Origin of the sequence: Bradyrhizobium sp. 142, assembly GCF_023074015.1 — a bacterium.
In the GTDB taxonomy this organism is placed as follows: Bacteria; Pseudomonadota; Alphaproteobacteria; order Rhizobiales; family Xanthobacteraceae; genus Bradyrhizobium.
This window is the reverse complement of sequence record NZ_JADPKQ010000035.1, coordinates 35536-57010: the sequence shown is the minus strand read 5'-3', so window position 1 is coordinate 57010 and position 21475 is coordinate 35536. Positions and strand designations below refer to the sequence as shown.

General features: G+C 63.6%; 23 protein-coding genes. 17 read left to right on the top strand and 6 right to left on the bottom strand.

The genetic code is table 11. The annotated features are described in order from the left end of the window. Positions 1–69 precede the first annotated feature (69 nt). Complete coding sequence (locus IVA82_RS03300; RefSeq protein ID WP_247382753.1) at positions 70–888, top strand: quinoprotein dehydrogenase-associated SoxYZ-like carrier; 819 nt, start codon at positions 70–72, stop codon at positions 886–888. A gap of 211 nt (positions 889–1099) precedes the next feature. On the opposite strand, the gene IVA82_RS03295 is transcribed toward IVA82_RS03300, so the two are convergent. Further along, positions 1100–1459: a hypothetical protein gene (locus IVA82_RS03295; RefSeq protein ID WP_247382752.1), complete on the bottom strand. Its 360-nt coding sequence runs from the start codon at positions 1457–1459 to the stop codon at positions 1100–1102. An 87-nt stretch (positions 1460–1546) separates the two neighbouring features. On the opposite strand from IVA82_RS03295, the gene IVA82_RS03290 reads away from it, so the two are divergent. The 5 genes from IVA82_RS03290 to IVA82_RS03270 are packed head-to-tail and all read left to right on the top strand — an operon-like array spanning position 1547 to position 5212. After that, positions 1547–2527 carry an ABC transporter substrate-binding protein gene (locus IVA82_RS03290; RefSeq protein WP_247382751.1) on the top strand — a complete coding sequence of 327 codons (981 nt, stop codon included), beginning with the start codon at positions 1547–1549 and terminating at the stop codon, positions 2525–2527. A gap of 1 nt (position 2528) precedes the next feature. Continuing rightward, positions 2529–3266 carry an ABC transporter permease subunit gene (locus IVA82_RS03285; RefSeq protein ID WP_247382750.1) on the top strand — a complete coding sequence of 246 codons (738 nt, stop codon included), beginning with the start codon at positions 2529–2531 and terminating at the stop codon, positions 3264–3266. Then, positions 3256–3996 carry an ATP-binding cassette domain-containing protein gene (locus IVA82_RS03280; protein ID WP_247382749.1) on the top strand — a complete coding sequence of 247 codons (741 nt, stop codon included), beginning with the start codon at positions 3256–3258 and terminating at the stop codon, positions 3994–3996. Before IVA82_RS03285 ends, IVA82_RS03280 begins: the two co-directional genes overlap by 11 nt. Positions 3997–4043: 47 nt before the next feature. After that, positions 4044–4838 (top strand): pentapeptide repeat-containing protein, encoded by a 795-nt coding sequence (locus IVA82_RS03275; protein WP_247382748.1) that lies wholly within the window; start codon positions 4044–4046, stop codon positions 4836–4838. A 26-nt stretch (positions 4839–4864) separates the two neighbouring features. Next, positions 4865–5212: a hypothetical protein gene (locus IVA82_RS03270; RefSeq protein WP_148738562.1), complete on the top strand. Its 348-nt coding sequence runs from the start codon at positions 4865–4867 to the stop codon at positions 5210–5212. Between the two features lie 10 nt (positions 5213–5222). Here IVA82_RS03270 and IVA82_RS03265 read toward each other — a convergent pair whose 3' ends face one another. The 3 genes from IVA82_RS03265 to pqqA all read right to left on the bottom strand — a co-directional run bounded on the left by IVA82_RS03265 (position 5223) and on the right by pqqA (position 6757). After that, complete coding sequence (locus IVA82_RS03265; RefSeq protein ID WP_148738561.1) at positions 5223–5432, bottom strand: hypothetical protein; 210 nt, start codon at positions 5430–5432, stop codon at positions 5223–5225. Between the two features lie 139 nt (positions 5433–5571). Continuing rightward, complete coding sequence (locus tag IVA82_RS03260; RefSeq protein WP_247382747.1) at positions 5572–6441, bottom strand: hypothetical protein; 870 nt, start codon at positions 6439–6441, stop codon at positions 5572–5574. Positions 6442–6676: 235 nt separating this feature from the next. Then, positions 6677–6757: a pyrroloquinoline quinone precursor peptide PqqA gene (pqqA, locus tag IVA82_RS03255; RefSeq protein ID WP_008562446.1), complete on the bottom strand. Its 81-nt coding sequence runs from the start codon at positions 6755–6757 to the stop codon at positions 6677–6679. 634 nt (positions 6758–7391) lie between these two features. Between pqqA and IVA82_RS03250 the strand changes: the two genes are divergently transcribed. The 5 genes from IVA82_RS03250 (at position 7392) to IVA82_RS03230 (ending at position 12109) form a co-directional block, all read left to right on the top strand. Beyond that, positions 7392–9056, top strand: coding sequence for a methanol/ethanol family PQQ-dependent dehydrogenase (locus tag IVA82_RS03250; RefSeq protein ID WP_247382746.1), 1665 nt, complete (start codon positions 7392–7394; stop codon positions 9054–9056). Positions 9057–9069: 13 nt separating this feature from the next. Next, positions 9070–9426: a cytochrome c gene (locus IVA82_RS03245; protein ID WP_247382745.1), complete on the top strand. Its 357-nt coding sequence runs from the start codon at positions 9070–9072 to the stop codon at positions 9424–9426. Further along, positions 9423–10352, top strand: coding sequence for a transporter substrate-binding domain-containing protein (locus IVA82_RS03240; RefSeq protein ID WP_247493159.1), 930 nt, complete (start codon positions 9423–9425; stop codon positions 10350–10352). The genes IVA82_RS03245 and IVA82_RS03240 overlap by 4 nt, the downstream gene beginning before the upstream one ends. A 205-nt stretch (positions 10353–10557) precedes the next feature. Then, positions 10558–11547, top strand: a complete 990-nt coding sequence (locus IVA82_RS03235; protein ID WP_247382743.1) for a tripartite tricarboxylate transporter substrate binding protein — start codon at positions 10558–10560, stop codon at positions 11545–11547. Positions 11548–11683: 136 nt separating this feature from the next. Beyond that, positions 11684–12109 (top strand): hypothetical protein, encoded by a 426-nt coding sequence (locus tag IVA82_RS03230; RefSeq protein WP_247382742.1) that lies wholly within the window; start codon positions 11684–11686, stop codon positions 12107–12109. Between the two features lie 57 nt (positions 12110–12166). On the opposite strand, the gene IVA82_RS03225 is transcribed toward IVA82_RS03230, so the two are convergent. Continuing rightward, positions 12167–13135: a helix-turn-helix domain-containing protein gene (locus IVA82_RS03225; protein ID WP_247382741.1), complete on the bottom strand. Its 969-nt coding sequence runs from the start codon at positions 13133–13135 to the stop codon at positions 12167–12169. 513 nt (positions 13136–13648) lie between these two features. Here IVA82_RS03225 and xoxF5 point away from each other — a divergent pair. The 4 genes from xoxF5 (at position 13649) to gfa (ending at position 17827) form a co-directional block, all read left to right on the top strand. Next, entirely contained in the window at positions 13649–15454 is a 1806-nt protein-coding gene (xoxF5, locus tag IVA82_RS03220) for a lanthanide-dependent methanol dehydrogenase XoxF5 (protein ID WP_247382740.1), read from the top strand. A 110-nt stretch (positions 15455–15564) separates the two neighbouring features. Continuing rightward, on the top strand, positions 15565–16059 hold the full coding sequence (locus IVA82_RS03215) for a c-type cytochrome, methanol metabolism-related (protein ID WP_247382770.1): 495 nt from the start codon (positions 15565–15567) through the stop codon (positions 16057–16059). 61 nt (positions 16060–16120) lie between these two features. Then, positions 16121–17230, top strand: coding sequence for an S-(hydroxymethyl)glutathione dehydrogenase/class III alcohol dehydrogenase (locus tag IVA82_RS03210; RefSeq protein ID WP_247382739.1), 1110 nt, complete (start codon positions 16121–16123; stop codon positions 17228–17230). Positions 17231–17263: 33 nt separating this feature from the next. Beyond that, complete coding sequence (gene gfa / locus IVA82_RS03205) at positions 17264–17827, top strand: S-(hydroxymethyl)glutathione synthase (RefSeq protein ID WP_247382738.1); 564 nt, start codon at positions 17264–17266, stop codon at positions 17825–17827. Positions 17828–17840: 13 nt separating this feature from the next. On the opposite strand, the gene IVA82_RS03200 is transcribed toward gfa, so the two are convergent. Further along, positions 17841–17981 (bottom strand): hypothetical protein, encoded by a 141-nt coding sequence (locus tag IVA82_RS03200; protein ID WP_247382737.1) that lies wholly within the window; start codon positions 17979–17981, stop codon positions 17841–17843. A gap of 496 nt (positions 17982–18477) precedes the next feature. On the opposite strand from IVA82_RS03200, the gene IVA82_RS03195 reads away from it, so the two are divergent. Both IVA82_RS03195 and IVA82_RS03190 read left to right on the top strand, forming a co-directional pair. Then, complete coding sequence (locus IVA82_RS03195) at positions 18478–18930, top strand: (2Fe-2S)-binding protein (RefSeq protein ID WP_247382736.1); 453 nt, start codon at positions 18478–18480, stop codon at positions 18928–18930. Position 18931: 1 nt separating this feature from the next. Further along, on the top strand, positions 18932–21244 hold the full coding sequence (locus tag IVA82_RS03190) for a molybdopterin cofactor-binding domain-containing protein (RefSeq protein WP_247382735.1): 2313 nt from the start codon (positions 18932–18934) through the stop codon (positions 21242–21244). The last annotated feature ends 231 nt before the right edge of the window (positions 21245–21475 follow it).

The window sequence follows — 21475 nt, the reverse complement described above, 5'->3', positions numbered from 1 at the left end:
TTATGCTGACCCAGGGATCGACTACGCTGACCCAGGGGCCAACTGCTTCGTCCGCGCGGGACCTTGATCATGATGGGGCACAACATCCGCCTGACTCTTGTCGCCGCGCTGCTCGGCTTGGCATTCGCTGCCCCTGCGCGCGCTGAGGAGGCCTATGATCCCTGGCCGGGCCTGGTGCAGGACATCTTCAACAACCGTCCGATGCAGGACGGCGCCGACGTCATCGGCATCGAGATGCCGTATCGCGCCGAGGATGCGGCGATCGTGCCCGTGACCTTGCGCAGCAAGCTGTCGCCCGGCGATAGCCGCAGCATCCGCGCGATCACGCTGGTGATCGACCGCAACCCGGCGCCGATGGCGGCGAAGTTCGAGCTTGGGCCGGACGCCAACGTCACGGAAATCTCAACCCGCGTACGCGTCAACAACTACACCGACGTCCATGCCGTGGCAGAGCTCAGCGACGGCCAGCTCTACGTCTCCAAGACCTATGTGAAGGCATCCGGCGGCTGCTCCGCTCCGGCGGGGAAGAACGCCGAGGAAGCCGCGAGCCGGCTCGGCCAGATGCGCTATCGGCAGTTCGCGCGTGAGGCTGCGCCGGCCAGCCGCGTCCGCGAAGCACAGATCATGATCGGCCATCCCAACAATTCCGGCCTCCAGATGGACCAGGTGACGCAGCTCTATATCCCGGCCTTCTTCGTCAACCAGCTCAAGCTGACGCAGGACGACAGCCTTGTGCTCGGGATGGAGGGCGGCATCTCGATCTCGGAAGATCCCAATCTGCGCTTCACCTATGTCTCCAACGGCGCCAAGCGCTTTCGCGCGGAAGCCAAGGATACGGACGGACATATGTTTCGCAACGAGTGGGACGTGGAGAAGCCGGGGACGTAGTGACCCTCGCGCTGAATTTCCCTCTCCTCTTGTGGGCCCCTAGTGGGAGAGGGTGGATCGCCCGCGTAGCGGCGAGACGGGGGTCTATCCGCGCGCGTCTCTCACGATTGAGTACGCCGAAACAACCCCTCATCCGGCGCTTCGCGCCACCTTCTCCCGCAAAGGGGAGAAGGGACAGCACCGTTCGCGCGTCAACAGCTAACGTCAATAGCTAGAAGCACCTCACCTCGGCTTCCGCTTGCGCGCGCCTGAGATCATTCACAGCCGAGTTCGCCTGCTCGGAGGTGCGAAACTGCGTGCCGAGATTGCCGCGCACCTGGGACATGCTGAGCGCGGTCTCCGCGGTGACGTAGCGCTCATAGGGCACGATCGAGGCCACCACGTCGATCGAGCAGGAACATTGCTCGATCGACTGCCGGCTCTCGCCATTGGCTTTCATGCAGCCATAGACGTATTCGGCACGCGCCGAGGTCGGATAATCATTGACCTCGTCGGCTCGCGCCACGCACGCGGTCGCCGCCAGTGCTGCCAATACGGCGACAATCGGTCGTAGCCGTCCCGCCAGATTCATGCGCGTCCTCCTGCTGGTTGCGATCAAAGCTATGCTATGCGTATTGTCCTGAAAAGCATTCCTTCGAGGGAAACGGCTCACAAGGTGATGAGACTTCTTGGTCGAACTTTTGCGCTCGCGATGACGCTGGCGCTGACGCAGGTCGCAACCGGCCGTGCTGCGGATGCGATCCGCCTTGCGGTGCAGAAGACCGGAACATTCTCATGGGAGCTGGCCGCGATCCGCGCCAATGGGCTCGACAAGGAAGCCGACCTCTCGCTCGAGGTCGCCGAGCTCGCAAGTCCCGAGGCCGGCAAGATCGCGCTGCGCGCCGGCAATGCCGACATCATGCTGTCGGACTGGCTCTGGGTGTCGCGCGAGCGCGCGCTCGGCGCCAAGCTGACCTTCTATCCCTATTCCAGCGCTCTCGGCGCAGTAATGGTGCCGGCCGCCTCGCCGATCAAGACGCTTGCCGACCTCAAGGGACGCAAGCTCGGCGTCGGCGGCGGCCCGATCGACAAGAGCTGGCTACTGCTGCAAGCGCGGATGAAGCAGGACGGCATCGACCTGAAGTCGGAGGCAACCATAGCCTACGGCGCGCCGCCCCTGATCGCCGCGAAGGCACTCGACGGCGAGATGGATGCGAGCCTCAACTTCTGGAATTTCTGCGCGCAATTGGAGGCCAAGGGCTTCCGGCGCCTCGCCGGCATCGAGGACATCTTGCCGAAGCTCGGCGCCAAGGGCGCGGTCTCCGCAGTCGGCTATGTCTTCGACGAGAGCTGGGCGGCCAGCCATCGCGAGGCGGTGGCGCGTTTCATTGCGATGACCCGCAAGGCCAAGCAGCTGCTGGCCACGTCAGATGCAGCCTGGGAGAAGATCGCGCCGCTCACCGGGACCACCGATCCGGCCGTGCTCAAGACCTACCGCGAGCGCTATCGCGACGGCATTCCGCGGCGGAGCATCGCTGACGAGGAGGCCGATGCGCGCGTGCTCTACCGCGTGCTGGCCGAGACCGGCGGCCGTGATTTGGTTGGGCCCGCGGCCGAACTCGATCCGGGCACCTTCTATCACGCAGTTCCCGGAGATTGAGGTGCTGCGTCTGGTTTCGTTTGCCCTGTTCCTCGCCGTCTGGTGGACCGCCGCGCTGTTCGTCGGCGGTGCAAAGCTGCCCTCCCCGCCCGCCGTGCTCGACGTCATGATCGCGGAAGCCGCGAGCGGCGCGCTGTTCCTGCATCTCGGCGCCACGCTCGCGCGGGTCGCGCTCGCCTTCGTGCTGGCGATGTCGCTCGGCAGCGCCATCGGCTATCTGATGGGCCGGGTGAAGCTCGCCGACCGGCTCGGCGATCCCTGGCTGATCCTGCTCTTGAACCTGCCTGCGCTGGTGGTGATCGTGCTCGCCTATATCTGGGCCGGCCTGACCGAAGCGGCCGCGATCGCGGCGATCGCCATCAACAAGCTGCCGACCGCGGTCGTCACCTTGCGCGAAGGCACCCGCGCGCTCGACCGCTCGCTCGACGAGATGGCGACCGTGTTCGCAATGCCCCGCTGGCGCGCGTTCCGTCATGTCGTGCTGCCACAGCTTGCGCCCTATGTCGCTGCCTCCGCACGTTCCGGACTGTCGCTGGTGTGGAAGATCGTGCTGGTCGCCGAGCTTTTGGGGCGGCCGAATGGCGTCGGCTTCGAGATCGGGGTTGCGTTCCAGCTGTTCGACACGCCCCGGCTGCTCGCCTATTCCCTGACGTTTGCCGCCGTCGTGCTCGTGATCGAGACAGCACTGGTGCAGCCGTTCGAAGCCCATGCAAACAGGTGGCGGCCCCGTGCGGCTTGAAGTCGGTATTACAGGCAAGACGTTCAGGAGTGCCGCGGGCGGAACGCACGAGGTGCTGGCACCGATCAAGTTTGCGCTTCAATCGGGCGAGGTCGGGGTGCTGATCGGTCCGTCCGGCTGCGGCAAGAGCACAATGCTGCGCATCATCCTCGGGCTCGATCGCGACTTCGCCGGACAGGTCGCGCGCCCGCCGGAGGCGCGGATCGGGATGGTGTTCCAGGAGCCCCGGCTGTTGCCGTGGCGCTCGGTCGAGCAGAACGTGCGGCTCGCGGCCCCCGGTATCAGCGAAGCGAAGCTGTCCGAGCTTTTCAGAATCCTGGAGCTGGAAGCGCATCGCAGCCACTTTCCCGGCGAATTGTCGCTGGGGCTTGCCCGCCGCGTCGCGCTGGCCCGCGCATTTGCGGTCGAGCCCGATCTGCTCGTGCTCGACGAGCCCCTCGCCTCGCTCGACGACGCCCTTTCAGGCCGCCTGCGCGACGAGATCGCGACGCTGGTCGCAAGCCGCCCCGTGATGACGCTGCTCGTCACTCACAGCATCGACGATGCAGTGCGTCTCGGCGATCGACTGTTCTTCCTGTCGCCGCGCCCGGCGCGCATTCTGGCCGAGGTGCCCATTGCCATCGCGCGCGATGCGCGCGGCGACGCCGCGATTGCAGCGATCAAGGCTGGGCTTGCGCGGCAAGTCCAGGGTGAACAGGGCGACGATGACGCCGGGCCGGTTGTCTCATAGGCAGCCGTGCGCCAGGTGTGCTAGACTAGCCGCAGCGGAGTCTGCTGATGACGCGAACAATCGCCCTGACGACGCTTTGCCTCGCTCTGCTCGCGACAACGACGCGCGCGCAGGACATGATGCGCGGCCTCGATCTGACGTCACCCGCCATGGTCTCCGCTGAAATGAGCCGGCAGGAGGTCGAGGCCATGCTGGCCAAAGCGAGCGCTGGCGCGCCTGCCGATTTGACCGGCAAGCGGCTGTCGGGGCTCGATCTTAGTGGTCTTGACCTGACCGACGCCATTCTCCGCGCGGCGCGGCTCAACAAGACGAAACTCGCCCGTGCCCGGCTTGATGGAGCGATCCTCGATCAGGCATGGCTGCTGGATGCGGATCTGACAGGCGCGAGCCTGAAGCGGGCCAATCTGTTCGCGTCGCAGATGGCACGCGCTCGCCTCGACGGCGCCGATCTGACCGGTGCGCGCATCGCGGCCGATCTCAGCGGCGCAAGTCTGGTCGGCGCGTCGATCGCGGATGCGCATCTCGGCGCCGATATGCGCAACCAGTCGATGGGGTTGATGCGCGCCGTGCTGCGATCGGCCAATCTGGCACGGTTGAACGCGCGCAACGCCGACCTGTCGCGGGTCGATCTCGAGTTTGCCTCCCTCACGGGAGCCGACCTGACCGGGGCTTCGCTCAGGAACGCCCAGCTCGGCGGTGCCGACCTGACCGGGGCGACCGTCATCGACACCGATTTCGAGGGTGCCGATCTCACCTCCGCCAGGCTGATTGCACCGATCGGCCTTGACCGCGCCAAAAATTTCGACAAGGCAAAAAACGGCGAGCGCCTGATCAAGCAATAACGGCGCCGCCTTGGGAGGACGATTTGATGCGTTGGGGTCCGGTGTTGATCGCGTTGCTGGCGTTTGCCGGCGAAGCCGCCGCGCAAAGCAAGGGCAAGGGCATCCGCCTCTGGAATCTAACGACCGAGACGATCTCGGGGTTTCAGCTCTCGCCGGCCGGCAAGACCGACTGGGGTCCGAACCAGACCTTGAACGACAAGGACAAGGAGGTCGACCACGACGAGCGGCTGCGGATCACCGGCGCCGAACCCGGCCGCTACGACGCCAAGGTCAGCTATCCCAATTCACGGCAGTGCATCGTCCGCGACATCGAGATCAGGGCCGATGCGGTATTTTCGATCGCCGACAAGGATTTGAAGGATTGCACCAAGTAGCAGCGACGCTTCACGCTTTGTCATTCGGGTGCGGGTATTCGCAGCGCCAACGCACCGCATGCCACTTCGGGTGCTCGCCGATCCATTGCGCAATATATGGCGGCGCGGCCATCGCGCATTGCGTCGGCGACCCTGCATAGGAAAACACCAGATGCTGCTCCTCGCAAGTCGCAGGCGAGAGCACTGCGCACACAGTCACCACCAGATCAATCGGGTTCATACCGCCATCCTCGCGCAAAGGGCAATCAAGATTAGCATAAAGGGTTACGTGCAAGGCGAGCGGAAGTTTCAAACCGGCGTGAGGAATGGGGAACTGCCTCCTATCCTTCTCCCGCTTGCGGCAACAGGTTCGGCCAAATCTAGAAATTCACCCCGAACACCAACCTGGCCTGATGGCGTTCGAAATTGACGAGGTCGAGATTGGCGGCTGATCCGGTCGGGCGGCCCCAGGCCTGCATGCTCCAGCTCAGGGTAAGCCGCGAGCGTTCGGACAGCTGGAAATAGGCGGTGGGACCGACGAACAGCGCCTGGCCCGCGAATTCGCCAAGACCGATGCCATCGTACTGGCGGAAATAACGCAGCTCGCCGCCGAGCAGGATGTTTGGACGCACGCGGGCCATGCCGGCAAAAGCCACGCCGATGGTGGAGCTCTTCTCGGACTGCCCGGCTATCTCGAAGCGCGCCCATTCCGGCTGATAGATCAGGTTGAGCGCACCGATGGCGAAGTTCGGGATGAGTTCGCGGTCGAAGGCGAGCGTAAGGTCGGTGCCGTACATCCGGCCCTTTGCGCCGGAGGTCTCATCGATGCGGTCGCCATGGAACTCGGCGGCGACGGTCAGTCCGAACGGCGCGCGCTCGCGATCGAGCAGGCGATAGCGCAGGTCGAGCGAGGCACCCTGGAAGTTGAGCTGGCGGCGATCGTCGATGTCGGGGACGCCGGTGATGTCGTGCAAGGTGGTGGTGCCGCCGACCTCGATGCGGAAGTTCGGCAGCGGCACGACCTCGATCTCGATCTCCTGCGACAGCGCGCGGTAGGTCCCGCTGCCCTTGCCGAAGCGCCCGGTCGTCTCACTCTGGAGTTCGCGCTCGCCGGGAGTGCCGACATCGGTACCGATCATGAAGCCGAAGATGTGCTCGGTATCAAAGCCCTCTTCCGCGCCGGCGCGCGCCGAGGCAAGCGCGACGCTACAGGCAACCACCGTCCAAAAGCTCAAGGCTGCGACGCGCATCCCGTATCCCGAAGGCGCGCGCCGCCTTGATGCGGCAGCAGCGCTGACTGCCGTCAACGTAGCATACTGCGGACGAAGCGCGGATGAGATTTTGGAGGGAGAGTGCGCCCGACCCGGTGCGGCTTTGCATCGACCGCAAGCGAGAGCACAGGACGATGTCGGCGAAAGCGGTCCGAACACTGCCACGGCTTCGATGGAGTTTGCCATCGAAGCCGCGGCAGGTCGTCGCGTGGTCTTACTTGCGCGAAGCGCAGGCGTACATGTTGATTTCCATGCCGACCGGCACTTCCACGATCTTCGGAGCTTTCCAAGCCATTCGGGGTCTCCCAAGGGATAGAGCGCGACATCGCGCGACCGAAACCTAGGGCTGCGTCAAGTGCAGCGCAAGTCTGGAATCGAAGGCGGGAATGCATCTCTTGCGATTCTCACGCCGACACTTCTCTCTCGGACAAGAGATGTTCACTCTCGGGCAAGAGCCGCATCTTGTGCGATCACCGCCGCAGAATTTCGACTCACGCGCGACTCACGCGCGGCCGCCGCGTTAACAATCCTTGTCCGCAGCTTGCGGACTGGACTTCGCACCTTCCGCCCGATCCGCTGCGGTCGGCTGGCTCTGCATCTGCCGCTGCGCATCTTCGGACGATGCCGCCACTCCGCCGCTGGCGCGATTCATCGTGCTGGTCGGCGGATGCTGGCTCGCCTCGCTCGACGAACTCTGCGACTGCGCATGCGGCGCCGGCCACGCGAGGGCGGCGCTGCTTCGCGTCGCGGAATTTCGCCGGCCGCTCGACGCAAGTCGGAAAACACGGTCGTAAGGTTTCCGTAAGGTGACCGGCATTCGGCGTCCAACATATCGGCATGACGCTTACGACTTTCGTATTGACGGCTTTTGCTTTCCGGCGGAGTGTTACTCCCGCAGCGTCAAAAGGCGCGCATATTGGGAGGAACGGATGAAACGCTTTGCGATGGCCGCGAGCCTCGTCATGCTTGCATCGACGTGTGCAGACGCCCAGACCACCGAGCAACTGGTCAAGGGTGCGACCGATACATCGAACGTCCTCAACTACGGGATGGGGTACAACCTGCAGCGTTTCTCAACGCTGAACCAGATCAACAAGGACACCGTCAAGAACCTCGTCCCGGTCTGGAATTACAGTTTCAACGACGATCGCAGCGAGGAATCGCAGCCGCTGGTCTACCAGGGCGTGATCTACGTGACGTCGCACAACGCGACCATGGCGGTTGACGCCAAGACCGGCAAGCAGATCTGGAAGAGCAAGATCGAATATCCCGCCGAGACGCCGCGCATCATCTGCTGCGGCATCATCAACCGCGGCGCCGCGCTCTACGACGGCAAGCTGTTCCGCACTACGCTCGACGCCAACGTGATCGCACTCGATGCCAAGGACGGCAAGGAGCTGTGGCGGCAGAAGGCGGCCGACATCAAGGAGGGCTATTCGATGACGGTAGCCCCGCTGGTCGCCGACGGCGTCCTCATCACCGGCATCTCCGGCGCCGAGTTTGGCACCCGTGGCTTCATCGACGGCTGGGATCCGGCAACAGGCAAGCACCTGTGGCGCACTCATTCGATCCCTTCGCCGGAGGAGCCCGGCGGCGACACCTGGAAGGGCGACACCTGGAAGCTCGGCGGTGGCTCGACCTGGATCACGGGTTCTTATGATCCCGAGCTGAACACGGTCTATTGGGGCATCGGCAATCCGGGACCGTTCAATTCGGCGGTGCGTCCGGGCGACAACCTCTACACCTGCTCCGTGCTGGCGATGGATCCCAAGACCGGCAAGATCAAGTGGCACTACCAGTTCTCGCCGAATAATCCGTTCGACTACGACGCCGTGGCCGAGATGGTCCTCGCCGATATGAATATCGAGGGCAAGCCGACCAAGGTGCTGATGGATGCCAACCGCAACGGCTTCTTCTACGTGCTGGATCGCACCAACGGCAAGCTGCTCGCGGCCAACCCGTATGTGAAGGTCAACTGGGCCACCAGCATCGACATGAAGACGGGACGGCCGGTCGAAACCGACGTCAGCAAGGATGCGCGCGAGGGCAAGAAGGTCGTCGTCTATCCCTCGCTGCTCGGTGGCAAGAACTGGGAGCCGATGTCCTTCAACCCGCAAACTGGGCTCGCCTACGCCAACACTCTCGCATTCGGCGGGCACTACAAGACGGAGCCGGTGACGTACAAGGCCGGCGAATGGTATCTCGGCATGGACCTGACCGACCTTTGGGACTGGCCCAATGGTCCCCGCGGTCATCTCAAGGCGATTGATCCGCTCACGGGCAAAGCCAAGTGGGAAGCGCCAGCCGACATCCCGAGGTTCTCCGGCGTGCTGTCGACCGCGGGCGGCGTCGTGTTCACGGGTGCGCTGACCGGCGAGTTCGAGGCCTTCGACGCTGACAGCGGCAAGAAGCTCTGGCAGTTCCAGACCGGCTCGGGCATCGAGGGACAACCGGTGACCTGGCAACAGGACGGCGTGCAGTATGTCGCCGTTACGAGTGGGTATGGCGGCGTCTACTCGATCTTCTCCGGTGACGAGCGGCTTGCCACGGTGCCGGCGGGCGGCTCGCTGTGGGTCTTTGCGGTCAAGCAGTAGCCACAGGCAAGACGTGTTGAGGCAGGTAACTCACAAGACGGCGGCGATCCTCGCCGCCGTCGCGGTGCTGACGGTCGCGCTTGCGGCGACCGTTCGTGCCGCAGATGATTCAACTGGCAATCCCGTACAAGCGCAGATCGACCACGGCAAGTCGACCTATGCTTCGAAATGCTCGCACTGCCACGGCCCCAACATGATGAATTCCGGCACCATCACGCCGGATCTGCGCGCCTTCCCCGACGACAAGACGCGCTTCGTCACCACGGTGAAGAACGGCAAGAACAACAAGATGCCGCCTTGGGCCGACATTCTCAGCGACGACGAGATCGGGGACCTCTGGGCCTTCATCTCGAGCCGGAGGAAGCCGTGACGGCCTGGCGCACCGCATGGAGCGTCGCCGCAATCCTCGTGGCGACGGCAACGGTCGCTTATGCCGCCGACGATCCCTTAAGGATTTGTCTCGATGAGGACCGGCCGCCGCTCTCGGTGCATCATCGCGGCAAGCCGGACTCAGGTTTCGACCTGTTGCTGGCGCAGGCGATCGCGGAGCGGATGGGACGGCCGCTGGCCATTCAGTGGTTCGAGAGCAAGCTGGATGAGGATTCGAGCCCGCAGCTCGAGGCCAACGCACTGCTTTCCGACGGGCGTTGCGCGCTCGTGGGCGGCTACGCACTGACGCAGGATTCGCTGGTGGTCCCCGGCATGAAGACGGCCCGGCTGCCGGATTTCGCCGGCGCCAACCGCGATGACCGGCGGCGACGCGTCGCGCTCGGCGTGCTCGCGCCGAGCCAGCCCTATGTTTACTCGCCGATGACGGTGGTGCTCGGGCCGAAGGCGCAGGGCCGCAAGATCGGCGACATCGGCGATCTCGCCGGGCTTCGCCTCGCGATCGAGAGCGGGTCGCTGGGCGATGCGATCCTGATGACCTACGATAAGGGGCGCCTCATCGACAACATCACGCATCTCGTGCCCGGCCGCAGCAACCTGCTCGGGGCGCTCGAGCGCGGCGAGTATGACGCAACGTTGATCGACCTCGGCCGCTTCGACGCCCATCGTGCCGCGCATCCCGATACCGCGATCACCGCCTCCGGCTACTACTATCCAATCGGCGCCAATCGCGGTTATGTCGCGCTTGCGAGCGCGCCTGCCCTGATAGACGCCGTCAACAAGGCGCTGACCGGGCTTGCTGCCGAGGGTAAGATCGCCGAATTCGGCAAACAGGCGGGGCTGACCTATCTGCCGCCGCGCGAACCCGCGATCCTCGGCGACGCCTGGAAGCAGATTATTCAACGGTGATTCAATTGGTCATTCCGGGGCGCCCGAAGGGCGAACCCGGAATCCATGTCTCCGCAGCACATGCGCCAGATGGATTCCGGGCCTGCGTGCTGCGCACGTATCCCGGAATGACGAAGGATGTGGCGAATGCGCCAATCTGTCTCGCCTGTCGGCCATGGCAGCGGCGGCATGATGCAGTACCTTTCGTAAAATCCTGGAGAGAGTCATGTCCACCAAGCTCGATCGCCGCCGCTTCATCGCCACCGGCAGCAGTGCACTCGCGATGCCTTTCGTGGCGCGCAGCGTCTCGGCGCAAGGCGCGTGGCCGTCGCGGCAGATCCGCATGATCTGCAGCTATCCGGCCGGCGGACAGACCGACCTGCTCGCGCGCGCCTTCGGCGAATTCATCTCCAAGCAGGGGGGCAAGACCGTCGTCGTCGAAAACAAGCCCGGCGCTTCCGGCGCGATCGGCACGGCAGAGGTCGCTCGCGCGGAGCCCGACGGCCACACCGTGCTGTGCTCGATCTCGACCACCTACGTGATGAACCGGGTGGTGATGAAGAACCCCGGCTACGACATGGACAGGGATTTGGCGCTCGTCAGCGTCATTCCGGGCGCCGGCCTGTTACTGGTGGCGAACCCGAAAACCGGCATCAAGACACTGGAGGACTTCGTCGCCTTCGCGCGCAAGAGCGGCAGGGTGAACTTCGGCACCTATAGCGCGGGCTCGGCCCCGCACATCACGATCAACGAGCTCAACCAGCAGTATGGCCTTGCCATCGAGCCGATCCACTACCGCGGCGAAGCCCCGATGTGGACGGGGATGCTGGAAGGCACGCTCGATGCCGCGATGGGCAGCTATACGGCAGCGCAATCCGTCTTGCAGAGCGACCGTGGCAGCGTGTTCGCGGTGCATTCGAAGAAGGTCGGCGCGATCCCCGATATCAAGACCCTGCCCGAACAGGACGCGACATCAAAATTCTTCACCGTGAGCGGCTTCACCGGCTGGGCCGTGCCGAAGGCGACGCCGCAGCCGGTCGTCGACCGGCTCGCCGAACTCTGTGTGGCCGCCAACAGCGATCCCAAGGTGAAGGACGTTCTCAACACGTTCGTGCTCGAACCGGCGATCGGTTTCAGGGAGACCAATGCCTTGTATCAGCGTGAGCTGCCGATCTGGATCGAGAGCGCGCAATCCCTTGGCCTGGAGCCGGCCTGAACTTTCGGCATGGCGCCAGCCATCCCTTCGCGGCCCAGCGTCCGACCAAAGCCTAGTGCCGGAGAATCTTTTTCCCGTTATGATTGCGCGACGCTGCCGGAAGACCTCGGCGGCGCGGACGAGAAAGGCCGATCGCATGACATCGGATGGCGTTGCCGTAGCCGTCATGATCATCCTGCTCTTTCCGATGGGCTATTTCTTGCTGGCCTCGCCCGCCTTCCTGCTCGTGAAGCTCGATATCCAGCCTGTCACTCAGCTGTTGCGCGGGATGTTCAATGTCCATTTCCGAATCATGAGCGTTGCCGGCGTCATCGGGGCAGTGGCTTTCATCGTGGCCGGTCGACCGCTTTTCGGGGCAGGCGTCGGCCTGATTGCAGCTTTCGCGATTTGGGGACGCGGCTGGTTCATGCGACGGATGGATGACCAGCTCAACGCCAGGGATGCGGGCGATGCCGACGCTGTGCGCCGGCTACGCCGGCTGCATTGGGGCGGAATGCTGTGCAACGCGGCGCTGGTTGCCGGCCTCCTGGCCAGTATTCCCTACGTCGCCCCAACGGCGTGAGGGTATCAGGCGCAGGCCAGAACCGGCGTCCATGACGAAACGCCGCGCGATGCTCGCCTAATGCCCGTCCGCGCTGGCAGCGGCCTGCTGCCCCTTGTGGATCGAGGACGGCACCACGCCGAAATACTTCCGGAACACGCGGCTGAAATGCGATGAGCTGGAGAAGCCCCAGGAGAACGCGACGTCGGTGATGGTCTTGCCGGCGTGGGCCTCGAGCTCCTGGCGGCAGTTCTGAAGGCGTGCCTGCCAGATGTAATCGCTCACCGTGGTGCCGCGCTCGGAGAACAGCATGTGCAGATAGCGCTTGGAGCAGCCGAGTTCGGTGGAAATCTGGTCGATGCACAGATCCGGATCGCGCAGGTGCTCACGAATGAAAAATTGGGCACGCACATACATCGCCTCCGGCCCGACGCGGTCCAACATCGTGTCGGCTTCGCGCAGCGGCAACAGCAGCAGATCGATCAACGAGTCGGCGACGCCGACCGCGCTGTTCGCCGACAGCTTCGCCGCTTCGTCGAACGTGGCATGGACGAAATCATGGGCGATCCGCCCCGTCCCGGTGCGCGACGACAGCTTGCAGGCCGGCATTCGCTGCGACGGGAATCCGCGATCCCGCAGCAACGCCTTCGGCACGATCACCACGTCGTGGCGCGTGAAGGCGGGGCTGATGATCGAATGCGGACAGGAGACGTCATAGGCGATGATGTCTCCCGGGTTGATCTCGATGTGGCGGCCCTCCTGCTCGAAATAGGACACGCCGTAGGTCTGGAAGTGGATCTTGATGTACGGGTGCTCGTTGGCCTTGGCGCGCGCCAGCGTGTGCGCGATGCGATGCTGGCTGACCTCGATCTGGCAGAGCTTCAGACGCGAGACGGTGGTGTAGTCGATGCGGCCTTCGAGCGAAGATGCCTCGAGCGGATCGACGTCGAAATATCCGCACAGGCTCGTCAAGCCATCGATCCAGCTCTGGATCTGCCGCTTCGGCGTCAACCCTGTCGTCGAGAGCGTGTGAATTGTGTCGGACATTAATCCAGCCACTGCATTGATCCGGAGATTCGACGCGAATCGCGACCAGCGCTGCCGCAGCCCTCAGCCATGATTGCGTGACGTTTACCTCAAATTCAGGGGTCTTTTGGAACGAGCACCATCGTTCCATTGCCACCCTTGAAACTTAATCCTCCGCCTTAGTTGCACGGCCGTCAAGGGGAACCTGAACTGTCGATGGCGGCGCGATGCGACATGGAAGCAGCTGAATTCGCGCCTGCAAAATCAAAAACTTGGCGTCCGTGCGCTGTCGAGCAAATCGCCTTCTCTCTTGGGCAAGTTTCCCGCTGGCGAAGACGTTAGGGATTGCGTCAGGAACAACAAGATCGGGCCACTCCTGCACGTGGACCCGTGGCTCTCATCAGGAGGAGGAAACAGTACAGCATCGTTTCTGGTCCCAATCGTGACCGCCCTGCACGAGCAGACGCCGGACGAAAAGCCCGGCGATTAAGCAATGCTTCGGAAACAATAAACGCGACCAATGGAGGAATGACTATGCGCAAGGTGCTACTGGCGACCTTTCTTGGCTCCGCGGCGGCTCTCGCCGTCGGCGGCGCTTCAGCCAATGACGAGCTGATCAAGATGTCGCAGAACCCGAAAGACTGGGTGATGCCGACGGGCGACTATGCCAATACCCGCTATTCCAAGCTGAACCAAATCAACGCACAAAACGTCGGCAAGCTCCAGGTCGCCTGGACCTTCTCGACCGGCGTGCTGCGCGGCCACGAAGGCGGCCCGCTGATTATCGGCAACATCATGTACGTCCATACGCCGTTCCCGAACAAGGTCTATGCTCTTGACCTTTCGCAGGAGAACAAGATCGTCTGGCGGTACGAGCCGAAGCAGGACCCGAACGTCATCCCGGTGATGTGCTGCGATACCGTCAACCGCGGCCTGTCGTACGGCGACGGAAAGATCTTCCTGCATCAGGCCGACACCACTCTCGTCGCGCTCGACGCCAAGACCGGTCAGGTTGCATGGTCCGCGAAGAACGGCGATCCCAGCAAGGGCGAGACTGGCACGTCGGCACCGATGGTCATCAAGGACAAGGTGCTGGTCGGCATCTCCGGCGGCGAGTTCGGCGTTCAGGCCCATATGACCGCCTACGACATCAAGACCGGCAAGGAGGTCTGGCGCGGGTATTCGGAAGGGCCGGATAACCAGCTCCTGGTCGACGACAAGACCACCGCGCTCGGCAAACCGATCGGCAAGGACTCCAGCCTCAAGACCTGGCAGGGCGATCAGTGGAAGATCGGCGGCGGCGCGACGTGGGGCTGGATCTCCTACGATCCCGAACTCAATCTCGTCTACTACGGGTCGGGCAACCCCTCGACCTGGAACCCGAAGCAGCGTCCCGGCGACAACAAATGGTCGATGACGATCTGGGCGCGCAATCCGGACACCGGCGTGGCCAAGTGGGTCTATCAGATGACGCCCCATGACGAATGGGACTATGACGGCGTCAACGAGATGATCCTCTCGGACCAACAGATCAACGGCCAGCCGCGCAAGCTGCTGACACATTTCGATCGTAACGGCCTCGGCTACACGCTCGATCGCACCAACGGCGAATTGCTCGTCGCGGAGAAGTACGATCCGAAGGTGAACTGGACCTCCGGCGTCGACATGGACAAGAACTCGCCGACTTATGGCCGTCCGAAGGTGCTCGACGCAGCTTCGACCGACAAAGCCGGCGAAGACCACAACGTCAAGGGCATCTGCCCGGCCGCGCTCGGCACCAAGGACGAGCAGCCGGCAGCCTACTCGCCGGATACGCAGCTGTTCTACGTTCCGACCAACCACGTCTGCATGGACTACGAACCGTTCAAGGTGAGCTACACCGCGGGCCAGCCCTACGTGGGTGCGACGCTCTCGATGTATCCGCCGCAGGGTGAAAGCCACATGGGCAACTTCATCGCCTGGGACGGCAAGACCGGCAAGATCGTCTGGTCGAACAAGGAGCAGTTCTCGGTCTGGTCGGGTGCGCTCGCAACCGCCGGCGGCGTGGTGTTCTACGGCACGCTGGAAGGCTACCTGAAGGCGGTCGATGCCAAGACCGGCAAGGAGCTCTACAAGTTCAAGACTCCCTCCGGCATCATCGGCAACGTCACCACCTATGAGAACGGCGGCAAGCAGTACGTCGCAGTGCTCTCCGGCGTGGGCGGCTGGGCCGGCATCGGTCTGGCGGCAGGCCTGACCGATCCGACCGCCGGTCTCGGCGCAGTCGGTGGCTACGCGGCCCTCAGCAACTACACGGCGCTCGGCGGTACGCTGACCGTGTTCTCGCTGCCGGCGAACTAGCCTCGACACCTTATCGCTCCGGCGCGTGGGTCAAATCCACGCGCCGGCTCGTCTCCAACAAACGCCCCGAGGAAATTCTCTTGCGTAAAATCTGCTCTGTTATTGCTGCGATGGTCCTGGTTGCGTCCGGAGGCGTTGCTGTCGCGGACGACGGCTCGGGTGACCCGACTGCCGTCAAGAAGGAAGACGATGGCAAATGGCTCGATAAGGAAGGACTCCCGACCTACAAGATTACGGCCGACGGCAATGTGGACTGGTTTACGTACTCCGGATACCGCCGCTACCACTCGGACTGCCATGTCTGTCACGGCCCGGATGGAATGGGCTCGACCTATGCCCCGGCGTTGAAGGATTCGCTGAAGACGATGAGTTACGGCGACTTTCTCGGTGTCGTCGCTTCGGGTCGCAAGAATATCTCGACCGCGCAGGAGAACGTGATGCCGGCCTTCGGCGACAATCCGAACGTGGCCTGCTACATGGACGATCTCTACATCTATCTGCGCGCTCGCTCCAATGAGGCCTGGGGCCGCGCGCGCCCCGGCAAGCATGAGGACAAGACAGAGGCCTATACAAAGGCCGAAGACTCTTGCATGGGCAAGAAATAACGTCTGGAGGTTCGGCCGAGACACCATCTCGCCGTCTTCCTGAGGATTTGAGGAGTTTACGATGAAGACACGTGCCGCCGTCGCTTTCGAAGCCAAGAAGCCGCTCGAGATCGTCGAGGTCGATCTGGAAGGACCGAAGACCGGCGAAGTCCTGGTCGAGATCAAGGCGACGGGCATCTGCCATACCGACGCCTACACGCTCGACGGCTTCGACAGCGAAGGAATTTTCCCGTCGATCCTGGGCCATGAGGGCGCCGGAATCATCCGCGAGATCGGCCCCGGCGTGACCTCGGTGAAGCCGGGCGATCACGTCATCCCGCTCTACACACCCGAATGCCGGCAGTGCAAAAGCTGCCTCAGCCAGAAGACCAATCTCTGCACCGCGATCCGCGCGACGCAAGGCAAAGGCGTGATGCCCGACGGCACCAGCCGCTTCTCCCACAAGGGCAAGCCGATCTACCACTACATGGGATGCTCGACGTTCTCGAACTTCACGGTGCTGCCCGAGATCGCGGTCGCCAAGATCCGCGAGGACGCGCCGTTCGACAAGAGCTGCTACATCGGCTGCGGCGTTACCACGGGCGTCGGCGCCGTCGTCAACACCGCCAAGGTCGAGCCGGGCGCCAACGTGGTCGTGTTCGGTCTCGGCGGCATCGGCCTCAACGTCATCCAGGGTGCCAAGATGGCCGGCGCCGACAAGATCATCGGCGTCGACGTCAATGACTCCAAGGAGGAATGGGGCCGCAGGTTCGGCATGACCGACTTCGTCAACCCCAAGAAGATCACCGGCGACATCGTCCCGCATCTTGTCAACCTGACCGATGGCGGCGCCGACTACACGTTCGACTGCACCGGCAACACCACCGTTATGCGCCAGGCGCTGGAAGCCTGCCATCGCGGCTGGGGCACCTCCATCATCATCGGTGTCGCCGAAGCCGGCAAGGAGATCGCAACGCGTCCGTTCCAGCTCGTCACCGGACGCAATTGGCGCGGCACTGCCTTCGGCGGCGCGCGCGGTCGCACCGACGTACCGAAGATCGTCGACTGGTATATGAACGGAAAGATCCAGATCGATCCGATGATCACCCACACGCTCAAGCTCGAAGACATCAACAAGGGCTTCGATCTGATGCATGAGGGCAAATCCATCCGTTCAGTCGTCGTGTTCTAGTTCCGAAGCGTCACACCCAAGGAGGATCGACCCATGACTGTTGCACTCCACCCCTCGATCGACAACGGCATCAAACAAGGCAGCGGCCACTTTGCCGGCGGCACGCTGGTCTGCAAATGCAGCGACCATCCGGTCAAGGTCGGCGTGAAGGGCGACGTCGCCCACAACCACGCCTGCGGCTGCACCAAGTGCTGGAAGCCGCAAGGCGCGACGTTCTCGGTGGTCGCCGTTGTGCCGCGTCAGAACGTCACCGTGCTCGAAAACGGCGACAAGCTCCAGATCGTCGATCCCTCGGCTGTGATCCAGCGCCACGCCTGCAAGGCCTGCGGCACGCACATGTACGGTCGCATCGAGAACAAGAACCATGCGTTCTACGGCCTCGACTTCATCCATCCCGAACTGTTCCAGGAGCAGGGCTCGCAAGCGCCGCAATTCGCGGCCTTCGTCTCCTCGGTGATCGAAGCGGGCGTGAAGCCGGAGCAGATGGCGGGCATCCGTTCGCGACTGAAAGAAATCGGGCTCGAGCCTTATGACTGCCTGTCGCCCGCGCTGATGGACGCGATCGCGACCCACACGGCGAAAGCCAAAGCCGCTTGAGCATCAAGGCCGCCTAACCAAAGGCCGCCTGATGTTCGCCACGCCCCGTCCGCTCGCTGGTGCCGACCACCGCCAGCGAGCCGGACGGGCGCGGTTTCCGGATGATCGCGACGACGACGCCTCTTCTCGCCTTTGACGTGCTTGCGAGAATCATCGGCTCCCTCAGTCCTGGTCTCTGAATGACTCCGCAGTGCCGCCAACTTCCTCCTTGAAGCGCGCGCCGCTGCGTTTCTCCCTCCCTCGACTGAGGCATCCTGCTTCGTCCGCACAGTCTGCCTGGCGGACGAAGCTTTTTTTGTCGGGGCTGCATTCGCGGTCGCACATAATACGCGACGTCCCGCCGCGCCCTGCTTTTGACAAATCAAGACTGCAATCTGTTCACGTCGAGGACACCCGGCTGTGAACGCCGGCCTGCCCCGATTCCTGATACGATCGCGAGCATCACGATGCCGCGAAGTTCAATTAATCAAGAACAAAATGGGAGGTATCGAGCACATCCGAACATTGCGATTTCGCATCACCGACTTCCGCCGGGATCTGCCTGCGCGGGATGAGGGGCGAGATACGGGACGACGTGGCACACGGACCATTGCGCCGACCGGCGCCGGCGAAATTTGAAGCGACATGCTTATGAAGAGCGAGGGACGATCATGATCAAGGTGAAGATCAACGGCCAGGAGCAGAGCTGGGACGGCGACCCGGATCTTCCGCTACTCTGGTTCCTGCGCGATGAGGCCGGGCTGACCGGCACCAAATTCGGCTGTGGCCAGGCCCTTTGCGGCGCCTGCACGGTGATCGTCGACAAGGAGGCCGTGCGCGCCTGCATCACGTCGATCAACGACGTCGCCGGGCGCGAGGTCACGACAATCGAGGGGCTGCACCCGAACGGGGATCACCCGGTCCAGAAGGCTTGGCGCCAGGTCAACGTTCCTCAATGCGGCTTCTGTCAGGCCGGCCAGATCATGCAGGCCGCCGCGCTGCTGATGGACAACCCCAAGCCGTCGCATGAGCAGATCCGCGAGGCGATGTCCGGCAACATCTGCCGCTGCGGCTGCTATCAGCGCATCGAGAATGCGGTCCATCTCGCATCGACGGGGGTGTGACATGAATTTCATCGACAATCCCGGCAAACTCCGTGGCTTCGAAAAGAGCATCAAGGTCGAGAAGGTCTCGCGCCGCAGCATCCTGAAGGGGCTCGGCGTCACCGGCGGCTTCGTGCTCGCCGCACCTGTGATGTCGCGCCAGGCTTTTGCTTATGAAACCGGCGCCGGCAAAATGCCGCATGGCGTGGTGGTCGACCCCCGCGTCTTCGTTTCGGTCGCGCCCGACGGCATCGTCACCATCCTCGCCCACCGCGCAGAGATGGGCACCGGCGTGCGCACCAGCCTGCCCCTGATCGTGGCCGAGGAAATGGAGGCCGATTGGTCCAGGGTGAAGGTGCAGCAGGCCCATGGCGACGAGGTCAAATTCGGCAACCAGGACACCGACGGCTCGCGCAGCACTCGGCACTATTTGATCCCGATGCGCCAGATCGGCGCCTCCGCCCGTACCATGCTGGAGCAGGCCGCGGCCAAGCGCTGGGGCGTGCCGGCGACCGAGGTCAAGGCCGTCAATCACGAGGTCGTCCACAGCGCCAGCGGACGCAAGCTCGGCTTCGGCGAACTCGCTGCGGACGCCGCCAAGGAATCGGTGCCGAGCATCGAGGGCCTCAAGCTGAAGGACCCGAAGGACTTCCGCTATCTGACCAAGGGCCAGGTCGGCATCGTCGATCTCCACGACATCACCACCGGCAAGGCGCGTTACGGCGCCGATGTGCGCCTGCCCGGCATGAAATACGCCGTGATCGCGCGTCCGCCGGTGACCGGCGGCAAGCTCGTGTCATTCGATCCGGCTGAGGCGATGAAGATCTCCGGCGTCGAGAAAGTGATGGAGGTGCGCGGCTGGCCGTGGCCGTCGAAATTCCAGCCGCTCGGCGGCGTCGCCGTGATCGCGCGCAACACCGGCGCGGCGATCAAGGGACGCGACGCCCTGAAGCTGGTTTGGGACGACGGTCCGAACGGCAAATACGATTCTGTAGCCTACCGCAAGGAACTCGAGGAGGCCTCGCGCAAGCCCGGCCTCGTGCTGCGCAAGGAGGGCGATGCGGACGCTGCCCTGAAGGGCGCCGACAAGGTGATCGTCGGCGAGTACTACGTTCCCCATCTCGCCCATGTCAGCATGGAGCCGCCGGTCGCGGTGGCCGACGTCAAGGGCGACAAGGCCGAGATATGGGCGCCGGTGCAGAGCCCCGGCGGCACTCGCGAAGACGTTGCCAAGACGCTCGGCATCCCCGAGCAGAACGTGACGGTCAACGTCACGCTGCTCGGCGGCGGATTCGGCCGCAAGTCGAAATGCGATTTCGCGCTCGAGGCGGCGCTGCTGTCGAAGGAGCTCGCGGCGCCCGTGAAGGTGCAATGGACGCGGGAAGACGACCTCCATAACGGATTCCTGCACACTGTCTCGGTTGAGCGGATCGAGGCCGGCCTCGACAAGGATGGCAAGGTGATCGCCTGGCGCCATCGCAGCGTGGCCCCCAGCATCGCCTCGACCTTTGCGGCCGGAACGGTGCATCAGGCGCCGTTCGAGATCGGCATGGGTCTCGTCGACATGCCGTTCGAGATCGCCAACATTAGCTGCGAGAATCCGGAAGCGGCGGCGCATACCCGCATTGGCTGGTTCCGCTCGGTCTCGAACATCCCGCGCGCCTTCGCAGTGCAGTCAATGGTCGGGGAGATCGCGCAGGCGACCGGCCGCGACCAGAAGGAGACGCTGCTCGCGCTGATCGGCAGCCCTCGCATCGTCAAGCCGGCGGTGAAAGACCTCTGGAACTACGGTGAGCCCTATGACAGCTACCCGATCGACACCGCGCGCCTGCGCAAGGTGGTCGAGCTGGCAGCCGAGAAGGGCGAATGGGGGCGACAGGTGCCGAAGGGCCACGGCCTTGGCATCGCCGTGCACCGCAGCTTCGTCAGCTATATCGCGACCGTCGTCGAGGTGGCCGTCGACGATAAGGGCAAGCTGACGGTGCCGCGGGTTGACACCGCCATCGATTGCGGCACCTATGTGAATCCCGAGCGCATCGCATCGCAGATCGAGGGCGCGGCGATCATGGGGCTGAGCCTCGCCAAATATGGCGAGATCACCTTCAAGGACGGCAAGGTCCAGCAGAAGAATTATGATGACTTCCAGGTCATCAGGATGGACGAGTCGCCGCTGGTGACCAACGTCTACATCGTGCCGCCCGGACCCGACGCTCCCCCGAGCGGCGTCGGCGAGCCCGGCGTGCCGCCGTTCGCACCGGCGCTGATCAATGCGATCTTCGCGGCGACGGGCAAGCGTATCCGCTCGCTTCCGATCGGCAAGCAATTGGAGGCGTAGAGCGGAACACAACACGGTCTCGTGCCGTTTTCATTGATCTGACAGCAGCAGATCGATGGCCAACACCTCAAAGGCGCCCGCAGTCTCGCTGCTGTCGGGCGCCTTTCTTTTGCCGACCGCTGGCGCGTTCGCCCAGAGCAACACCACGGCCCCGACCACGGGGGAGACCGGAAGACAGCAGGGCGCACGCAAAATGCGGCGGACATTTCGTCCGCCGCATTCGCTCGCCCC

Excerpts from the sequence above, each read along its gene's own strand:
- IVA82_RS03270 (WP_148738562.1), top strand. The coding sequence starts at position 4,865 with ATGCGTTGGGGTCCGGTGTTGATCGCGTTGCTGGCGTTTGCCGGCGAA.
- xoxF5 (WP_247382740.1), top strand. The coding sequence starts at position 13,649 with ATGCGCAAGGTGCTACTGGCGACCTTTCTTGGCTCCGCGGCGGCTCTC.
- IVA82_RS03215 (WP_247382770.1), top strand. The coding sequence starts at position 15,565 with ATGGTCCTGGTTGCGTCCGGAGGCGTTGCTGTCGCGGACGACGGCTCG.
- IVA82_RS03225 (WP_247382741.1), bottom strand. The coding sequence starts at position 13,135 with ATGTCCGACACAATTCACACGCTCTCGACGACAGGGTTGACGCCGAAG.
- IVA82_RS03210 (WP_247382739.1), top strand. The coding sequence starts at position 16,121 with ATGAAGACACGTGCCGCCGTCGCTTTCGAAGCCAAGAAGCCGCTCGAG.
- IVA82_RS03260 (WP_247382747.1), bottom strand. The coding sequence starts at position 6,441 with ATGCGCGTCGCAGCCTTGAGCTTTTGGACGGTGGTTGCCTGTAGCGTC.
- IVA82_RS03230 (WP_247382742.1), top strand. The coding sequence starts at position 11,684 with ATGACATCGGATGGCGTTGCCGTAGCCGTCATGATCATCCTGCTCTTT.
- IVA82_RS03235 (WP_247382743.1), top strand. The coding sequence starts at position 10,558 with ATGTCCACCAAGCTCGATCGCCGCCGCTTCATCGCCACCGGCAGCAGT.
- IVA82_RS03265 (WP_148738561.1), bottom strand. The coding sequence starts at position 5,432 with ATGAACCCGATTGATCTGGTGGTGACTGTGTGCGCAGTGCTCTCGCCT.
- pqqA (WP_008562446.1), bottom strand. The coding sequence starts at position 6,757 with ATGGCTTGGAAAGCTCCGAAGATCGTGGAAGTGCCGGTCGGCATGGAA.
- IVA82_RS03190 (WP_247382735.1), top strand. The coding sequence starts at position 18,932 with ATGAATTTCATCGACAATCCCGGCAAACTCCGTGGCTTCGAAAAGAGC.
- IVA82_RS03275 (WP_247382748.1), top strand. The coding sequence starts at position 4,044 with ATGACGCGAACAATCGCCCTGACGACGCTTTGCCTCGCTCTGCTCGCG.
- IVA82_RS03250 (WP_247382746.1), top strand. The coding sequence starts at position 7,392 with ATGAAACGCTTTGCGATGGCCGCGAGCCTCGTCATGCTTGCATCGACG.
- IVA82_RS03295 (WP_247382752.1), bottom strand. The coding sequence starts at position 1,459 with ATGAATCTGGCGGGACGGCTACGACCGATTGTCGCCGTATTGGCAGCA.
- IVA82_RS03195 (WP_247382736.1), top strand. The coding sequence starts at position 18,478 with ATGATCAAGGTGAAGATCAACGGCCAGGAGCAGAGCTGGGACGGCGAC.
- IVA82_RS03300 (WP_247382753.1), top strand. The coding sequence starts at position 70 with ATGATGGGGCACAACATCCGCCTGACTCTTGTCGCCGCGCTGCTCGGC.
- gfa (WP_247382738.1), top strand. The coding sequence starts at position 17,264 with ATGACTGTTGCACTCCACCCCTCGATCGACAACGGCATCAAACAAGGC.
- IVA82_RS03200 (WP_247382737.1), bottom strand. The coding sequence starts at position 17,981 with ATGATTCTCGCAAGCACGTCAAAGGCGAGAAGAGGCGTCGTCGTCGCG.
- IVA82_RS03290 (WP_247382751.1), top strand. The coding sequence starts at position 1,547 with ATGAGACTTCTTGGTCGAACTTTTGCGCTCGCGATGACGCTGGCGCTG.